This is a genomic window from Pseudarthrobacter sp. NPDC080039, assembly GCF_040702335.1.
In the GTDB taxonomy this organism is placed as follows: Bacteria; Actinomycetota; Actinomycetes; order Actinomycetales; family Micrococcaceae; genus Arthrobacter; species Arthrobacter enclensis_A.
In genome coordinates, this window is sequence record NZ_JBFBKY010000044.1 from 1 (window position 1) to 14,129 (window position 14,129).

The 14,129-nt window shown below is 64.1% G+C and carries 16 protein-coding genes and 1 pseudogene; 6 read left to right on the plus strand and 11 right to left on the minus strand.

Translation table 11 applies throughout. From position 1 onward, the window contains the following. Positions 1–97 precede the first annotated feature (97 nt). Positions 98–1,141, plus strand: a complete 1,044-nt coding sequence (locus AB0313_RS21295; protein ID WP_366308246.1) for a hypothetical protein — start codon at positions 98–100, stop codon at positions 1,139–1,141. Here AB0313_RS21295 and AB0313_RS21300 read toward each other — a convergent pair. Continuing rightward, positions 1,113–1,274, minus strand: a complete 162-nt coding sequence (locus AB0313_RS21300; RefSeq protein ID WP_366308274.1) for a DUF309 domain-containing protein — start codon at positions 1,272–1,274, stop codon at positions 1,113–1,115. The two genes, AB0313_RS21295 and AB0313_RS21300, sit on opposite strands and share 29 nt — an antisense overlap. Between AB0313_RS21300 and AB0313_RS21305 the strand changes: the two genes are divergently transcribed. Both AB0313_RS21305 and AB0313_RS21310 read left to right on the plus strand, forming a co-directional pair. Then, positions 1,207–1,353: a hypothetical protein gene (locus tag AB0313_RS21305; RefSeq protein WP_366308276.1), complete on the plus strand. Its 147-nt coding sequence runs from the start codon at positions 1,207–1,209 to the stop codon at positions 1,351–1,353. The two genes, AB0313_RS21300 and AB0313_RS21305, sit on opposite strands and share 68 nt — an antisense overlap. A gap of 296 nt (positions 1,354–1,649) precedes the next feature. Then, positions 1,650–2,099: an SRPBCC family protein gene (locus tag AB0313_RS21310; RefSeq protein ID WP_366308248.1), complete on the plus strand. Its 450-nt coding sequence runs from the start codon at positions 1,650–1,652 to the stop codon at positions 2,097–2,099. Positions 2,100–2,430: 331 nt separating this feature from the next. Here the strand turns inward: AB0313_RS21310 and AB0313_RS21315 are convergent, their stop codons facing one another. Continuing rightward, a complete protein-coding gene (locus AB0313_RS21315) occupies positions 2,431–2,763 on the minus strand; it encodes a helix-turn-helix transcriptional regulator (protein ID WP_366308250.1) in 333 nt (110 codons plus the stop codon). Positions 2,764–3,136: 373 nt separating this feature from the next. Between AB0313_RS21315 and AB0313_RS21320 the strand changes: the two genes are divergently transcribed. Beyond that, entirely contained in the window at positions 3,137–4,654 is a 1,518-nt protein-coding gene (locus tag AB0313_RS21320) for a CYTH and CHAD domain-containing protein (RefSeq protein WP_366308252.1), read from the plus strand. Between the two features lie 276 nt (positions 4,655–4,930). Here the strand turns inward: AB0313_RS21320 and AB0313_RS21325 are convergent, their stop codons facing one another. Both AB0313_RS21325 and AB0313_RS21330 read right to left on the minus strand, forming a co-directional pair. Beyond that, entirely contained in the window at positions 4,931–5,122 is a 192-nt protein-coding gene (locus AB0313_RS21325; RefSeq protein WP_366308254.1) for a three-helix bundle dimerization domain-containing protein, read from the minus strand. 479 nt (positions 5,123–5,601) lie between these two features. Further along, a complete protein-coding gene (locus AB0313_RS21330) occupies positions 5,602–5,850 on the minus strand; it encodes a hypothetical protein (protein WP_366308256.1) in 249 nt (82 codons plus the stop codon). Positions 5,851–5,905: 55 nt separating this feature from the next. Here AB0313_RS21330 and AB0313_RS21335 point away from each other — a divergent pair, with 55 nt between their 5' ends. Both AB0313_RS21335 and AB0313_RS21340 read left to right on the plus strand, forming a co-directional pair. Next, a complete protein-coding gene (locus tag AB0313_RS21335; RefSeq protein ID WP_366308258.1) occupies positions 5,906–7,675 on the plus strand; it encodes a bifunctional diguanylate cyclase/phosphodiesterase in 1,770 nt (589 codons plus the stop codon). Positions 7,676–8,162: 487 nt separating this feature from the next. Continuing rightward, positions 8,163–9,350 (plus strand): FAD-dependent monooxygenase, encoded by a 1,188-nt coding sequence (locus AB0313_RS21340; protein WP_366308260.1) that lies wholly within the window; start codon positions 8,163–8,165, stop codon positions 9,348–9,350. Between the two features lie 224 nt (positions 9,351–9,574). On the opposite strand, the gene AB0313_RS21345 is transcribed toward AB0313_RS21340, so the two are convergent. From AB0313_RS21345 to AB0313_RS21375, 7 genes and pseudogenes are all read right to left on the minus strand, one after another. Continuing rightward, positions 9,575–9,886: a hypothetical protein gene (locus AB0313_RS21345; protein WP_366308262.1), complete on the minus strand. Its 312-nt coding sequence runs from the start codon at positions 9,884–9,886 to the stop codon at positions 9,575–9,577. 272 nt (positions 9,887–10,158) lie between these two features. Further along, positions 10,159–10,554: a hypothetical protein gene (locus AB0313_RS21350; RefSeq protein WP_366308264.1), complete on the minus strand. Its 396-nt coding sequence runs from the start codon at positions 10,552–10,554 to the stop codon at positions 10,159–10,161. Beyond that, a complete protein-coding gene (locus AB0313_RS21355; protein ID WP_366308266.1) occupies positions 10,514–10,870 on the minus strand; it encodes a hypothetical protein in 357 nt (118 codons plus the stop codon). The genes AB0313_RS21350 and AB0313_RS21355 overlap by 41 nt, the downstream gene beginning before the upstream one ends. Before the next feature lie 75 nt (positions 10,871–10,945). Further along, a complete protein-coding gene (locus AB0313_RS21360; RefSeq protein WP_366308268.1) occupies positions 10,946–11,377 on the minus strand; it encodes a hypothetical protein in 432 nt (143 codons plus the stop codon). 498 nt (positions 11,378–11,875) lie between these two features. Then, the gene (locus AB0313_RS21365; RefSeq protein WP_366308270.1) at positions 11,876–12,028 is read right to left on the minus strand and encodes a hypothetical protein; all 153 of its coding nucleotides are present in this window, start codon (positions 12,026–12,028) and stop codon (positions 11,876–11,878) included. Positions 12,029–12,209: 181 nt separating this feature from the next. Next, on the minus strand, positions 12,210–13,235 hold the full coding sequence (locus AB0313_RS21370; protein WP_366308272.1) for a DUF4192 domain-containing protein: 1,026 nt from the start codon (positions 13,233–13,235) through the stop codon (positions 12,210–12,212). Positions 13,236–13,802: 567 nt separating this feature from the next. Then, positions 13,803–14,039, minus strand: a pseudogene (locus AB0313_RS21375) (DNA-processing protein DprA); the annotation flags it as partial. Between the last annotated feature and the right edge of the window lie 90 nt (positions 14,040–14,129).

Below are 14,129 nucleotides of genomic sequence, written 5' to 3' on the forward strand. Positions count from 1 at the left end.
GCTTTCGCCGTTCAATTCCCCAACCGACTCCCGATCTGACAAACCGGCAGACCGGACAACCGACCGGTCCCTTACACAGAAAACTTGACACCCCCGCGTGAGCGCTGCGGCAGCGGACCCGCCGGCCCCGCCCGAGCATTACGCCAGCCACCCCATCCGTGTCCGACCGGGGGCCACCGCGGCGCCCGCCGGCCTCGCCCCGGCGACCGTGCAGGGAGTCTACGGTTTCCCAACCGGGACCACGGCAGGCGCTGGTACGACCATCGCCATTGTCGACGCCTACAACGACCCGAGCGCCGAATCCGACCTGGGCGTCTTCAGCACCCAGTTCAAATTGCCGACCTGCACGACCGCGAACGGCTGCTTCACGAAAGTCAATCAAAGCGGGGCCGCCAAGTACCCAAGAACCAATTCCGGGTGGGCGCTGGAAATCTCCCTGGACATCCAGTGGGCCCACGCCATCGCCCCCGGCGCGAAGATCCTGCTCGTTGAAGCAGCGAGCAACAGCTTCACCAACCTGATGGCGGCCGAAGACTACGCCTCGGCGCACGCCCAGTACGTCTCCAACAGTTGGGGCGGGTCTGAATTCGGCGGCGAATCCGCCTACGACGCGCACTTCGCCCGCCCCGGGGTCAGTTACTTCGTCTCCTCCGGGGACAACGGCGCCCCCGCAAACTATCCCTCAGCCTCCCCGAACGTCATCTCCGTCGGCGGCACCACCCTGCACTTCGACAGCAGCGGCGCCTTCACCGGTGAAACCGGGTGGAGCAGCTCCGGAGGTGGCTGCAGCTCCTACGAAACCGCCAACACCGCCCAGGCAGCCTTCAGCCAATACAGCCAGGTGAACTGCAACGGCAAACGGGCCACCCCCGACGTATCCTTGGACGCCGATCCCGCATCAGGGGTATCGGTCTACGATTCCACCCCCTATAACGGGCAGACCGGCTGGTTCGCTGTAGGCGGCACCAGCGTCTCCTCACCCCTATGGGCTGCACGATCCTCCGACAAAGCCGCCGTAGTCAACGCCATCTACGTGTACGGAAGCGCCATCACCTTCCGGGACATCACGACCGGGAATAACGGCAACCCGTGCCTGACCGGACTCGACCTGGTCACCGGACGGGGAAGCTGGACCGGCTAAGGTATCCATCGGCGTGGGCAAGCCCGACACAGATCTGGGCAAGACCTTGCCATAGATCACGTTCCATGGCCGGCCCAGCTTTCCATCTCGCCTCAAGTACCTCATGCGCGGCGAAGGGCCGGCCCGCTTCCACCAGGCTCCGGGCCAAGACCAACGTCTCCGCCGGCGGCAACGTCTCCTCCGAGACAGGCTCCACGCCAGCGCTTCCGTAAGGCAGCGGCCGTCCCAGAGCGTCACGTTGCCGCGCCCTGCCTCGGACGCCTTGAAGCATCCCGATCCCGGTCGCCGGTCATTGCAGTTTCCGCTCTGAGTGTCCGTGGACCTTGGCAACCTTCATCCGCCCAATGCTATAGCTCGGCCCTTCGAATCAAGCCATTCACTTCGCTCGGGCCACATGCCTCCTCCGTCGCAGCGTACAGCTCCTCAAACGGTGACAGAGTTTGGAGTGCCCAGTTGACCATTGAGATGGGCATAGTACTCGTTACAACAATGTAGGCGTCCGATAACGATGGCATCTGTTACAGAATCAATCGACGTTGAGGTTCCCGTCTCCACGGCATATAACCAGTGGACACAGTTCGATTCCTTCCCGCACTTCATGAACGGAGTCGAATCCGTCGAACAAAACGGGCCAACCCATTCACGCTGGAGGACCCGGATCGGCGGCGTGGAACGGGTATTCGAAACCGAAATCACCGAACAACACCCCGACGAACGCGTGGCCTGGACCAGTGTGGACGGCAAGCAGCACGCCGGCGTCGTCACCTTCCACCGGCTCAACGACACCACCACCCGCGTCACCGTCCAACTCGACTGGGACCCGGACACCTTTACCGAGAAGATCGGCGCCGATGACCGGCAAGTCAAGTCAGACCTGACACGCTTTAAGGAATTCATCGAAGCAACCCCGACCGAAACCGGGGCCTGGCGCGGAAATATCGACGCGCCAGGGACCTGACGACCCCCGACGAAAGCTCACACCCCACATCTTGCAGCTGAAACCACAGATGCAGATAAATGATCCACTGATCAGTAGGAACCCGGCCCTGCGCCGGGGCCAACTCGCTGGCAAACACAAACGCGCAACGGCCGGCTCGCTCGCCAAAGTCGACTATCTCCCGCCTCAGCAACCGAGGCGGGAGATAGTCCTTCTGAGGTAAGGCCGGGGCGGAAGCCAGTATCCCCTAACGAACTTCTTCGACGACGCTTGCTTCGGCGTGCGGGCCCCGCAGCAGTCTGGGGGCGTTCGGAAAAGCACACAATGACGACTTCGTCCCCCACAAATGACGTCATGCTTTTCTCCCGAGCAAGGTACTCAACGCATCGGAGAACTTCGCCCAGGCAACCCGCTCCGCTATGAGGCTCTGCCGTCCCGCGGTCGTCAGCTCGTAGACGCGGCGTCGGCGTCCACCGAACGCCTGCCACTCGCTACGAATGAACCCGGCCCGCTCGAGTCGGTGCAGTGCAGGGTACATGGTGCCGGTAGGCAAATCGAAGGCCCCTCCGCTGCCATCACGGACACATTCGATGATGGCGTAACCGTGCCGCGGCCCCTGCTCGAGGACCGACAGGAGGAGCGCGTCCACATGCCCCCGAAGTGTCTCTGGCCTGATCGGGAGCATTCGGGTCCTCTCCGAAAAGAAATCCGCCTGATGAAAGGCTGCGGAACAGCCCTAAAGCAGCACCGCTGCCAATAGCGTAGCTACGCACTGGAGGTATTGAGTGACGGGTCTGGAAAAGGTGGGGAAAACCACCCACAACCAGCTCCGCACAAGAACAAAAAATCACTGTAGACCGCCGTGCTTGCCGGGCAACGCGCTACCGCGGCAAAACTCCACCACTCAGCGGGACGTGACCGCGCCGTGAGTGCCATTAAGGCCAAAAGGACCTAAGTCGCTAGGGTTTCGAGGCGGGTTGGGTTGTAGTATTTGGTGCACTTTCGACAGGGCAGCATTTGCTGCTGACACCCGCACAGTGCGGGCTTAAACTTCGCTTATGTCCCCAACATCGGTAGTTGAAGCTGAGCGGAAGTACGACGTTGACGGCGCTGCTGCCATTCCCCGGTTGGAAGATCTTCCCGGCGTTGCCAACGTTGACAAACCGGTGGAGAACAAACTTGAGGCGGTGTACTTTGACACCCCGGATCTGCGGCTGGCCTCCCGCAAGATCACCCTGCGGAGGAGGACCGGTGGCAGCGATGCCGGCTGGCACCTGAAGCTCCCGGCAGACAATGGTGACCGGCGCGAACACCACGAAGCGCTGGGAAAAGACGGCGAGGGAGTGCCCAAAACACTGCAACAGCTGGTCCGGGTGTACGTCCGTGACAGCGAACTCGTGGTCGTCGCGCGCCTCACCACCTCCCGCACCATCTATCGTCTGCGCAGCAAGACCGGTGACGTCCTGGCCGACTTCAGCGACGACCAGGTCCACGCTGAGATCCTCAGCCCCGACCAAAGCTCCCAGCAGTGGCGCGAGTGGGAGCTTGAACTGGGCCACGGGTCCCGCAAACTGCTTGATGCCGGCCAGAAGCTGATGGCTACCGCCGCCGCCCAGCCGTCCCGGTACGCCTCCAAGCTGGCGCATGCCCTTGGAAAACGCGTACCGGAGACGTCGGAACACCGGGTCCGCAACCGAAAGGATCCCGCGGGAGCCGTACTGCTCGCATACTTCGACGAACAGGTGCACGCACTGATTCAGCAGGACCCCCAGGTCCGGCTCGACGCCCAGGACGCGGTCCACAAGATGCGCGTCGCCACCCGCAGAATGCGGTCTGCGCTGGCAACCTACCGCACACTCCTAAAGGACCAGGACGCCGTGCGGTTCGTCCGGGACGAGCTGAAATGGCTCGCCGGCGTGCTGGGGGAAGCCCGGGACGCCGAGGTGATGCACAAGCGCCTTAAGAAGATGATCGACAACGAACCGTCTGACCTGGTCTTGGGCCCGGTTGCACGCCGGGTGGACATCGAGCTCGGTGGACACTACAAGAAAGCCCACACTCGGGTGTTGGAGGAACTCGGCGGGCAGCGCTACTTCCAGCTTGTCGAAAAGCTCGAGGCACTGCTGGCCACCGCAGATCTGAGCAAGACCGGCAAGAAAGCCGCCGGCACCGTGATCCCGGCACTGGTGAAGAAGGACGTCAAGCGGCTGCACGCCGCCGTCGTACAAGCCCGGGACAACCCCGCGGGCACCGGTGACCACCCAGCCCTCCACGAGGCACGCAAGGACGGCAAGCGTCTCAGGTATGCGGCGGAAGCCGCCTCGGCAGTTTTCCCGAAACGGGCATCACATATCGTGGATGCTGCTCACGACGTCCAGAAGGTTCTCGGTGATCACCAGGACAGCATCGTGACACGGACTGTGCTCCGCCGGCTCGGCAGCCAAGCGTTCCTGCAAGGCGAGAACGGATTCAGCTACGGGCGACTGCATGCCCTCGAAGAGGCTGCCGCCCTGGAAACCGAACGCCGCTTCCACGCAGAGTGGAAGAAATTCCCGTCCCTCTCACTAACCAAATAGAAACAACCGCTCTCACCCTTGGCCGCTGTCAGGAGGTGCGATCTACCCCCTGCACGTATGACACGGACAGACGGATGGGGGCTCCCCACCCGAAAGGCCTGCCAGAGGTTGAAATGTCGGGGTCTTTACCGTGCCGGCACACGGCGAAGGGTCAATCTGGCCCGGTCAGGGAAGACCGGGATTGCGTTTCCGGGCGAACGGTTGAGCCCCGGCGTCACTGGAAGGCACGGGGTTCCGTGGTCACGGTGACCATCCGGCCGTCTACGGCGGCTGGAGTTAATGGTTCAGCCGGTCTTTCGCTGCGGGCTCAACGAGAATCGGGACGTAGTCCCGCACCCTTCCTTCATCTAAGGAATGGTGCTCCTGCTGGACGATCTCTTCAATTTCTTCCCGTGGCACGTCCGGGTACTTATCGACGAGCCGGTCCACAACATGGCCGAGTGCCCGCAATTCTTCATTGAATCCCATTCAGGGATTGTCGGTTGGGGCTGATGGATGTACAAGACTGACATTTTTCTCCCCGGCATGCTGCTGCTTTCCAGGAACACGCTCCCAAGCTGACGGTGTATTCATCCAGCCGATACCGCTCTGCAACCTTCCCAGGCCATGCTGGCTGCATGAACACCACAGGACCCGGCACTCCGCCAGCGGCTGAAAGGCGAGTTGTCGTTTCCACGGCAGATCTTTCTCCCGGCGATCACATCGAGGCCGCGTATCAGGGCACGGTGGTTCGCCGGGGCAAAGTCGCAGCGATCACCCCCGGCCCGAACTGTTCTGGATCACCGACTACCTCGACGAAAGTCGACGCCTCCTGGACGTCACCGAGTTCGACATCATCCGTCTTGCAAGCCCGGCCGGCGGAAAACAGTCCACGACCGATGACCTTCCGGGGGGCCCGCCCGTGTGTGCTCAGGGAGCCGCCAGCTCCCCCGTCGTCGCCGTCCGTTTTACGCCAACAGTCCGGGTGCTTCAGCGGGACTGGCTCCGAACAGGTGCGACCCAGGAGCCAGTCCCGCCTTTCTTGGCACCGGCGGCGGTCCCGTAATGACGATAAGTATCACCTTCAACAAGAGCCGGGCAGGCACCGTTGCATCATCATCATGCAAAACCACGCGCAGGGCAACGAACTCCGAATGAACAGAAAATAACCAAAGATCCGCCCCGGCGGCAGGAACCAGAATGCCGGTGTTGTTCATGGTGACACCACAGTTGTGGTGGCCGTTGGTTGCTCTGGTCTGATATGAACTGTCCGTGAGGAACCCTGAAAGCGTTGGGATGCCGTACAGCCGGCAGGGTGGCCTGACGTTGGGGGATCTTGGGTTCAAAGCGATCGTTCTGCCAGGAGCCGTGCAGGCCCTGGAGGTCGACGAGCTCTTCAGGGCTGACAGGAGTCTGCGCGGGGTCGTGATCGATGGGCCGGACGGTCCGGGGTTGTTGAGCCGTGACCAGCTCGAATTCAAGATGTCAGGGCGTCTGGGGTACGGCCGTGCCTTGCATTCCCGTGCGACGGCGGCGGACCTGCTGGCCGGTTCGAACGTCACCGTCCCGGCCGGGCTCGGAATAACCGAAGCGATCCCGCTCATCCTGGAACGGCCCGAAACGACCCGATACCAGGATCTGCTCGTTCTCGGGGAGAGCGGACCGCGGATCGTGCCCGTCTCAGAAGTCTTCGAAAGCCTCTCAGCGGTTTTCCGGCATGCTTCCTTGCACGATCCACTCACAGCCCTGCCCAACAGACGCATGCTCGAAATCGAAGCGCCATCCTTGACCCGGGGCACCGACCGGTCACAGATAGGGGTTCTATTCATTGACTTGGATGACTTCAAAGGCGTCAACGACACCTACGGGCACCGGACCGGGGATATTATCCTTGCCCAGTTCGCCGGGCGCCTCACCGGATGCGTCCGGGCCGGCGACACCGTGGTCCGTCTTGGCGGGGATGAATTCGCCGTCCTGCTGGTCGGAGCGGACGAAAGGGAAGCCGGGGCCGTCGCGGACCGGGTACTCAGGTGCATGGACGAGCACTTTGTCGTTGACGGCCATCATCTCGACGTCACAGCCACGATCGGTCTGGCCATGACAGGGGACCTCACCGGCGATAGCACCGGTGATAGCAGCGGTGAGAGAACACTGACCGGGCTCGAGGCACTCCTGCGGCACGCCGACGGGGCGATGCTGGAAGCCAAACAAGCCGGCAAACGCCGGGTTGGGCGGATCTGCCCCACCGGGAACCCGACCGGGTTCGCCCGCGGGGCACTCATCCGCCGCCGGCTTCCCCACGCCCTCGACCAGGGCGCGCTGAGCCTGGAGTACCAGCCACTCCAGGACCTCGCCACCGGGGCGGTCCATGGCGTCGAGGCCCTCCTGCGCTGGAGAGATCCTGAACTCGGTCAAGTCTCCCCGGCAGAGTTCATCCCGGTCGCCGAACACACCGGGGAGATCCTCCGGATCGGGGCGTGGGTCATTGACGCCGCCTGCGCACAGGCACGGACGTGGTCCGACGACGGAACCCCGCTGAAAGTCTCCGTGAACGTCTCCCCCGTGCAACTGGCCCCGGGCACACTGGTTGAGGACGTCACGGAAGCCCTGGAAGCGCACGGGATCCCCGGCGGCCTGCTGGAAATCGAAATCACCGAAGGCACCGCAATAACCGACCTGACAGGGGCCGCGCTTCAGCTGCGGCAATTGATCGACGCCGGGGTCGGGGTCGCCCTGGACGATTACGGGACCGCCCACTCCACACCGACGCTCCTACGCGTCCTGCCCCTGACGGGGGTCAAAATCGACAAATCCTTCATCGAGGACATCGACACTGACAAGGCCGCTGCCGCCATCATCAGCGGAATCATCCACGCCATGCACTCACTAGGGATCAAGATCACCGCCGAAGGCATCGAACGCCCCGCGCAACTGGCCGTACTGCAGGACATGGGCTGCGACACCGGCCAAGGCTACCTAATCTCACGGCCTGTAGCTGCCGCCGACGTCCCAGAGGCCTGTCACAGCAGGAACAGGACCTGAGGAACCATCACCGGCGACGGCGTGGCCCGGGTCAACGCAGGAACCTGGACACCAGTGGGCGCCAACCCGTGATCCTCCCGGGCAACTCGCGCCACCGGGCGCGAAACCCATTCACTCGAAACTGTTGGCGAGGACCGGCGAACGCGCAGAGGAACAGAATGCGCTGGAGTACCTCATTGCTTCTACGTCCACCTCCGGGGACCGCCACGGGTTGCTCCTCTGGACCGGGTAAGCCCGACATTCACGTCCGCCGGCAATAAACGACGCCCTCCGGATACTCAGGAGATCTCCTCTTCTCCTCGACCGCTGCCGGCGCGGGGCGCCGGGGCGACCACAGGTGCTCCATCGGCTGTGCGACGGCGTTCATGCTTCCCGATGGTCCCGGCTCCCGGGCAGGCGACTGAGGCCTTTCCCGGGCCCGGCTGAGCGCGGAGAATCCTCTGTATCGACGTACCACTGAAGGTGTGGTTCGGGAGGAGCGCGGTTGATGGAAGACACAGCAGATGCGGTGATAGTGGGTGCTGGTCCGACCGGACTCACCGCAGCCATCGGGCTCGCAGCGAGGGGACTTGCCGCGGTCATCGTCGACCCGGCGGAGGATCACCGCCCGGGGTCCCGTGCGATTCTGATCCACGCGGGAACGCTCGCAGTCCTCGATAAGGCCGGATGCGCCGGACCGATCATCGACGAAGCCGTCCGGATCCACTCGATGCGCGTGAGCAGCAGGACGCAGCGGCTTGGCGAGATACGGTTCGATTTACTTCCGGGACCTTACGCCTTCACCGCGTCGATCCATCAGGCCAGAACCGAAGACATCCTCCGCCGCCGCGCTCAGGAACTCGGCGTACGCACCGTTACGGCCCGCGCGGTCGGGCTCGACCACGACAGGGGCCGTGTTTCGATAGCACTCGATACAGGAGAAACAGTGACGGCACGGTTCGTTATCGGGGCGGACGGAATCCGCAGCTTCGTCCGGGATGCCGTGGGCATCGCGTTCCCCGACACGGGCGAAAACACCGGTGACAGTGAAAATATGGTCCTTGCCGACATCTTGGCCTCCGGCCCCGTAGACCGGGACCACCTTACTGTCTTCCCCGGCGAGAACATGCTGGTCCTCGCACCCCTACCCGGCGAACGGGTCAGGGTGGTTGCAAACCTCGCTGACGGAGAGGGCGCATCGGAAATCGCTACGATCCAGCATCTCCTCGACACCCGCGGACCACTTACCGGGAATTCATCCGACCGGATCCACGCCGAGGGACTGGAATGGGCCTCACGATTCCGCTTCCGGCATCACCTCGCGGATTCCTTCCGGGCCGGACGGATTCTCCTCGCCGGCGATGCCGGACACATTCACAGCCCTGTGGGCGGCCAGGGAATGAACCTCGGGATCCGTGACGGATGGTATCTGGCCGCATCCCTGGCCACGGCAATCCGCGCCGAAACCCGCGGCGCCGCAGAAGAGGCCGAAAGGGTTCTCGACGCCTACGCCGCCAATCGCCGAGCCACGGCTGTCGGCGTCATCACAGCTACCAACCAGCTAGGCCAAACACTTTTCTCTCCCGCCCGAACCGGACCGCCCGTCCGACCACGGGAAGCCCCCATGGCCGCCCAGCAGGCCCTAGGACTCTCCGGTCTCCTCGATCACGGCCCCGACCCCAAAGAAACACTCTGACAAACGACGCTTCGCCGCCCGCCAAAAATCGCAGGGATGGGGACAAACCAGACTCAGCCTTACGCCAAATATGCAGGACCTCGCTCAAAGGACCTCGGGATGTCCCTGGCGTTTCTCGTGCTGGGTGAGCGCCCGGTAGATACTGGCCAGGCTGGGGTTGCGGGCTTTGCGTTTTCCGCGCACTCGGTGACACCTCGCGCGCCTCTGGACCGGGTGCCCACCGGCTAGGCGATGTCGAACGCATCCTCGTACATCTCGGTACGCCCAGACTGCGGGTAGATGCACTGCTCTGCCTCCCGGAACAATTTCATGAAGTCGGGATCGGTCCACTGGGTCCGGTACTCGACCTCCAGAGTTGCAAGATCCGGATACTCGAACTCAAGGACCGCCTCATTATTGACTCCCACGGTCGCAACAAGTAATCGGGGCACAGCCCAGCCTTTCGCAGCGCAGACCTCCGAAAGCTGCTTCACGATTGGTGCGAACTGGCGAAATTTACCGTACTGAACGACGCAGACGAAACGAAACCTGTACATGGGGAACCTCCTGATGTGCATGGCCGACGGCGCCCGCCCAAGGACACCCCTACGCGACCACGCCTTCGCTGATGGCTTGACGTTAGGCCCGTGTCACTGTGCGGTCAACGACCGGGTCGCCGCTCCAATTCAGGTTATCCACGGCTGGTTTTTGGGAGTCGTTAGAGATAGCTCCCTCGGTCGTGGTAGCGGTGGGGAATCCATGGGAATTGTGCCCGGTTGTGGGCAGGTGGCGGGTGGATGAACCATTTGTCGGGTGCGTTGGGCTGAGGCTACCCATCATGGGGATTCTGCCGGCTTGGCGGAGTGCCAGCGCGCCTGTCCGCGGAGCGCTGGCGCTTGTTGGCGTCGAACAGGGCGCGGATTTTCGCGATGGCGGTGACTTTGGCGGGGGAGTCGTCGGCGTTTAGCTGGGCGGCGCGTTTGGCCTGGCGTTCGAGGATCCGCCGGCGCTCGGCCTCCTGCTCGCGGCGGAGTGCAGCTGCGCGGGCCGCTGCCTGTTGATCGCGGGAGCGCAACCGTTCGCCGGCCTCGGTGCGCCAGGCGCTGAGGCGGTGTCTCAGCCAGCCGCGCATCCGCCAGGCTTCTTTGGTGTCTGGTGCACCGCTGTGCGGCCATGGCGTGCCGTCAGGCCGCCAGTCGAGGGCGTGCAGAATGTCCGCGTCCATAGTGCCCGGCTGCGCGGCGGAACCTCGAGTCACTGCTGAAGATGAACGTGCCGCCGAACATGTACCACGGGACGGGTTCACCTTCCGGCGTGACCGGCTCGGCGTGGATCACGGCCTCGCGGTGGAAGTGCTCGTTTTTGACGAGTCGGACGGCGGCCCGTTCCTCGGTGGCCTCGAACACTGGGTCGATGCCTTCGCCAATGACAGTGACTTCCGTGACCCGGGCGGAAATGCCTTGGTTGGAGAAGTCCGTGCCCAGGGCGTCGCGGTAGTCCAGGGCGGTGATGCCCTTGGGGGCGGCGATGTCGATGCTCATTACGTGCTCCTTCGAAGATGGTGGTGCGCTGTGCTGCCCGGCTCCGGCCGGCAGCACAGCCGTTGTCAGTGCTGGCTACGCGGCGTCCCGCACGACGTAGGGCATCCGGTACCGGCTGGGCTGTTCGGCGGCGGCCTCGGGCAGGCCTGCCGGTCCTTGGGCCTGCCAGTTCTTCCAGCTGGAGAACGCCTCTTCGGTGATCGCGTCCCACAGCCGGGCCTTCGTCCGGTAGTAGGTGCAGCTCACGTCACCCTCGCAATAGGTGGCGATGCCGAACAGGTTGCCGATGCTGTCAGCGGTGCGGGTCACGGCGACCATCACATAGGGCCACTGGCCCAGGTCCCAGCCGTCACAGCCCCAGCTGGAGAGCACGGCCCAGCCGTGCTCTTCGATGAGTTCCATCCAGTCGTATCCACCGTTCATGTGGTAATTACCCAGCACGGTCACGCCGTCGATGCTCTCCTCCGTATCCGCGAGGGTCACGGTCTTTTTGCTTACTGCTGTCATGGTGTTGCTCCTTCTTGCCGAGAAGTTGGGTGGGTGGGGCGGCTTAGGTGACCGGCCAGCTCCCCTCTCCCCCCGACGCTTCTATGTCTGTCAAGCGGGTGGAAACGGGTGCGGACGCGATCATGGTGACCGGCCAGCTTTCCCTCTCCCCCGTTGTTGTTTTGGCTGCTGGCGAAGCTTGCGGAGCTGTGTCCGACGGAGGCCTGTCTACCCGTGAGGGCAACGGGCGGAAATTTCCCGGAGGAAATCAGCGACGAAGGAGCGCCGCAGGGAAATTCCTGCACCGCAGGCCCCGACGAAGGAGGGGCTAGACCGGCCGGAGCGGACACGTACAATCCGTCAGCACAGCAGCCAAAAACAGGAAAGGCTTTTGCAGCCCGAGCGAAGCGAGGTCCTTTTCAGCGGTTAAAGGGCTGAGGCCGGCCCCATGGGGCCGGCCTCAGTTTTTCCCTCAGCAAAAGGAAAACCCAGTGATGCAGCGTCCTCGCTGCAGAAAGCCTATAGGTCCAGTGGGGATTTCTCCCAAGAGATATCGACGATGGGTCCGCCTGGCAGCGGCATGGTCAACATCGAGAGCTCGAGAATGTCTTGGGCGTGGGTGGCATCGGCGGGCGCTGCGTCATCGTCCGTCAGGATGTACTCGTGGCTCATCTGCTGCTCCCAGGCTCTTAGTGGATGGTCTTCCTTTCCACTGTAGCCCGGTGTTCGGACGGTGGCCTGCTGGGGTGCTGCGCATGCGGCACCGTGACCGGCGGCCGGAGGAGCTTGCGGGGGAGGCCGCCACCGCACCCAAGGAGCCGGACCGTTCATCCCGGCCCGGCCCCCGCTGGTTCTAGCGGGGCCGCTTGTAAGCGGTTCCCTGGTTCTTCGCGACCGGGGCGATGGTTCCCCGGCCCACCAGCTCCTCCATCAGTTCGGCGAGCCGGTAGCCCGGCGTGTCAGCCATAGCGAGCTTGAAGTGGTCCGCAGCTACGGACGACTGGCCCTTGAGGTACGCCAGCCATCCGATCAAGGTCAGCAGGGGCGCCCGGTAGCCTTCCGGGGCGGCGTCGATGAGCTCCCGGGCGGTGTCCTGTGCCCGGTCCACGCGGTCCCAGTCGGGGGCGATCCCCTCCCCCACGAGCAGGTTCCCGCTGTCCTCAGCGTCCGGCAGCGTCAGGTCGATCACGTTGCAGAGCAACGTATCGCGCAGGTCAGGGCGCTGGAAGCAGGCCAGCAGCTCCACCGCTGTCTGCGGGTCCATCCAGCCGCCCCGGGTCAGGGCCTCTGCCCACAGCTCCCGGCCCGCGCGCAGCTCCGCGCCGAGCACTCCCGGGAGTGCCTGACGGATCTGTTCCTCCCGGTCTGCCGGGCCTGAGAAGGGCGCGTAGGTCGTGCCGGGCTTCTTTTGGTAGCTGCTGCCACGGAACACCAGTTCGGCGTTCAGCTGACCGTCGGTGATGGCCTCCAGCGGTTCGGGCGGGCAGCACCCGGCATCGCTGTCGCACAGCAGGTTTTGCCAGTGCGACGGGGTGACCAGCCACGCGTCCTGCAGCGGAGTACCGGCACCCTCCAGCGTCTCGATGACGGCCTCGACATGGTCATGGAACGGACGCACCTGTCCGGGGGCCGGAGTGCTGGCCGTGTAGATGGCCAGCAGCACCCCGGTCGCCTGAGTGTCCAGGGCGAGGTAGTCGGCCATGGACCGGGCGAACCCGACGGGTTCCGCGGACCCGGGGGCGTCGATGCGAAGGGTCGCTCCCAGCGTCTTGCCGCGCATCGTCAGGAACACAAAGGATTCACGCGGGACGAACCCGAGGGAGTGCGGGATGAAACCGAGGATGTCGGCGGGGCTGGAGATGCGGATTGCATCGGTCATGTTGATAGTCCTTTGCTGAGGATTAGGTGGGTGGGGCGGCTCGTGGTGACCGGCCAGCGTCCCCTCTCCCCCGTTGTTGTTTTGGCTGCTGGCGAAGCTTGCGGAGCTGTGGCCGACGGAGGCCTGTCTACCCGCAGGGCAAGGGGCCGGAAATTCCCGAAGGAAATCAGCGACGAAGGAGCGCCGCAGGGAAATTCCTGCACCGCAGGCCCCGACGAAGGAGGGGCTAGACCGGCCGGAGCGGACACGTACAATCCGTCAGGACAGCAGCCAAAACGTCGCAGACAAGACAGGGCCAGGGGGTCCGGAGCTCTGCGACGGCACGCCCCGGCCCTAACAGCCGGCCGCGCCAGCGGACGCCCGATCCTGGGTGAGCCCTGCGAACCCTCCATCAGCACCCCGGAGGCTGCCCTCGGCATCCATGGCTTCAGGCGGCCGCGCGACTCCGGTTACCGATACCTGGTGTGCGCATGGCGGTCCGCCGCCGCCGACCCGCAGCGCAAGCTGGCCACGACGGCGGACCGCCCGCGGTGACCGGCCCGGGAAGGACCGGCCACCTCGGAAGTCTTAGCTGGCGAGCAGCTCCGTTAGTTCCGCTGCGTCGGAGACCAGCACGGCTCCGCCTTCCTTCAAGAGGCGGTGGCATCCTGCGGAGTTAGCGCTGTGGATGCTTCCGGGGACGGCGGCCACATGCCGGGCGATCGTCTCCGCGTGGTGCGCGGTGTTCAGGGCACCTGAGCGCCAGCGGGCCTCCACCACACAGGTCACCCCGGCGAGGGCGGCGATGATGCGGTTCCTCTGCAGGAGTATTTACCGGACTAAGTCTCCGGTTCACGGCGTGTGTCGTCGGCTCCAACGGTGTTTGGCAGGCGCATGCTTTGCTCATGAATTTCT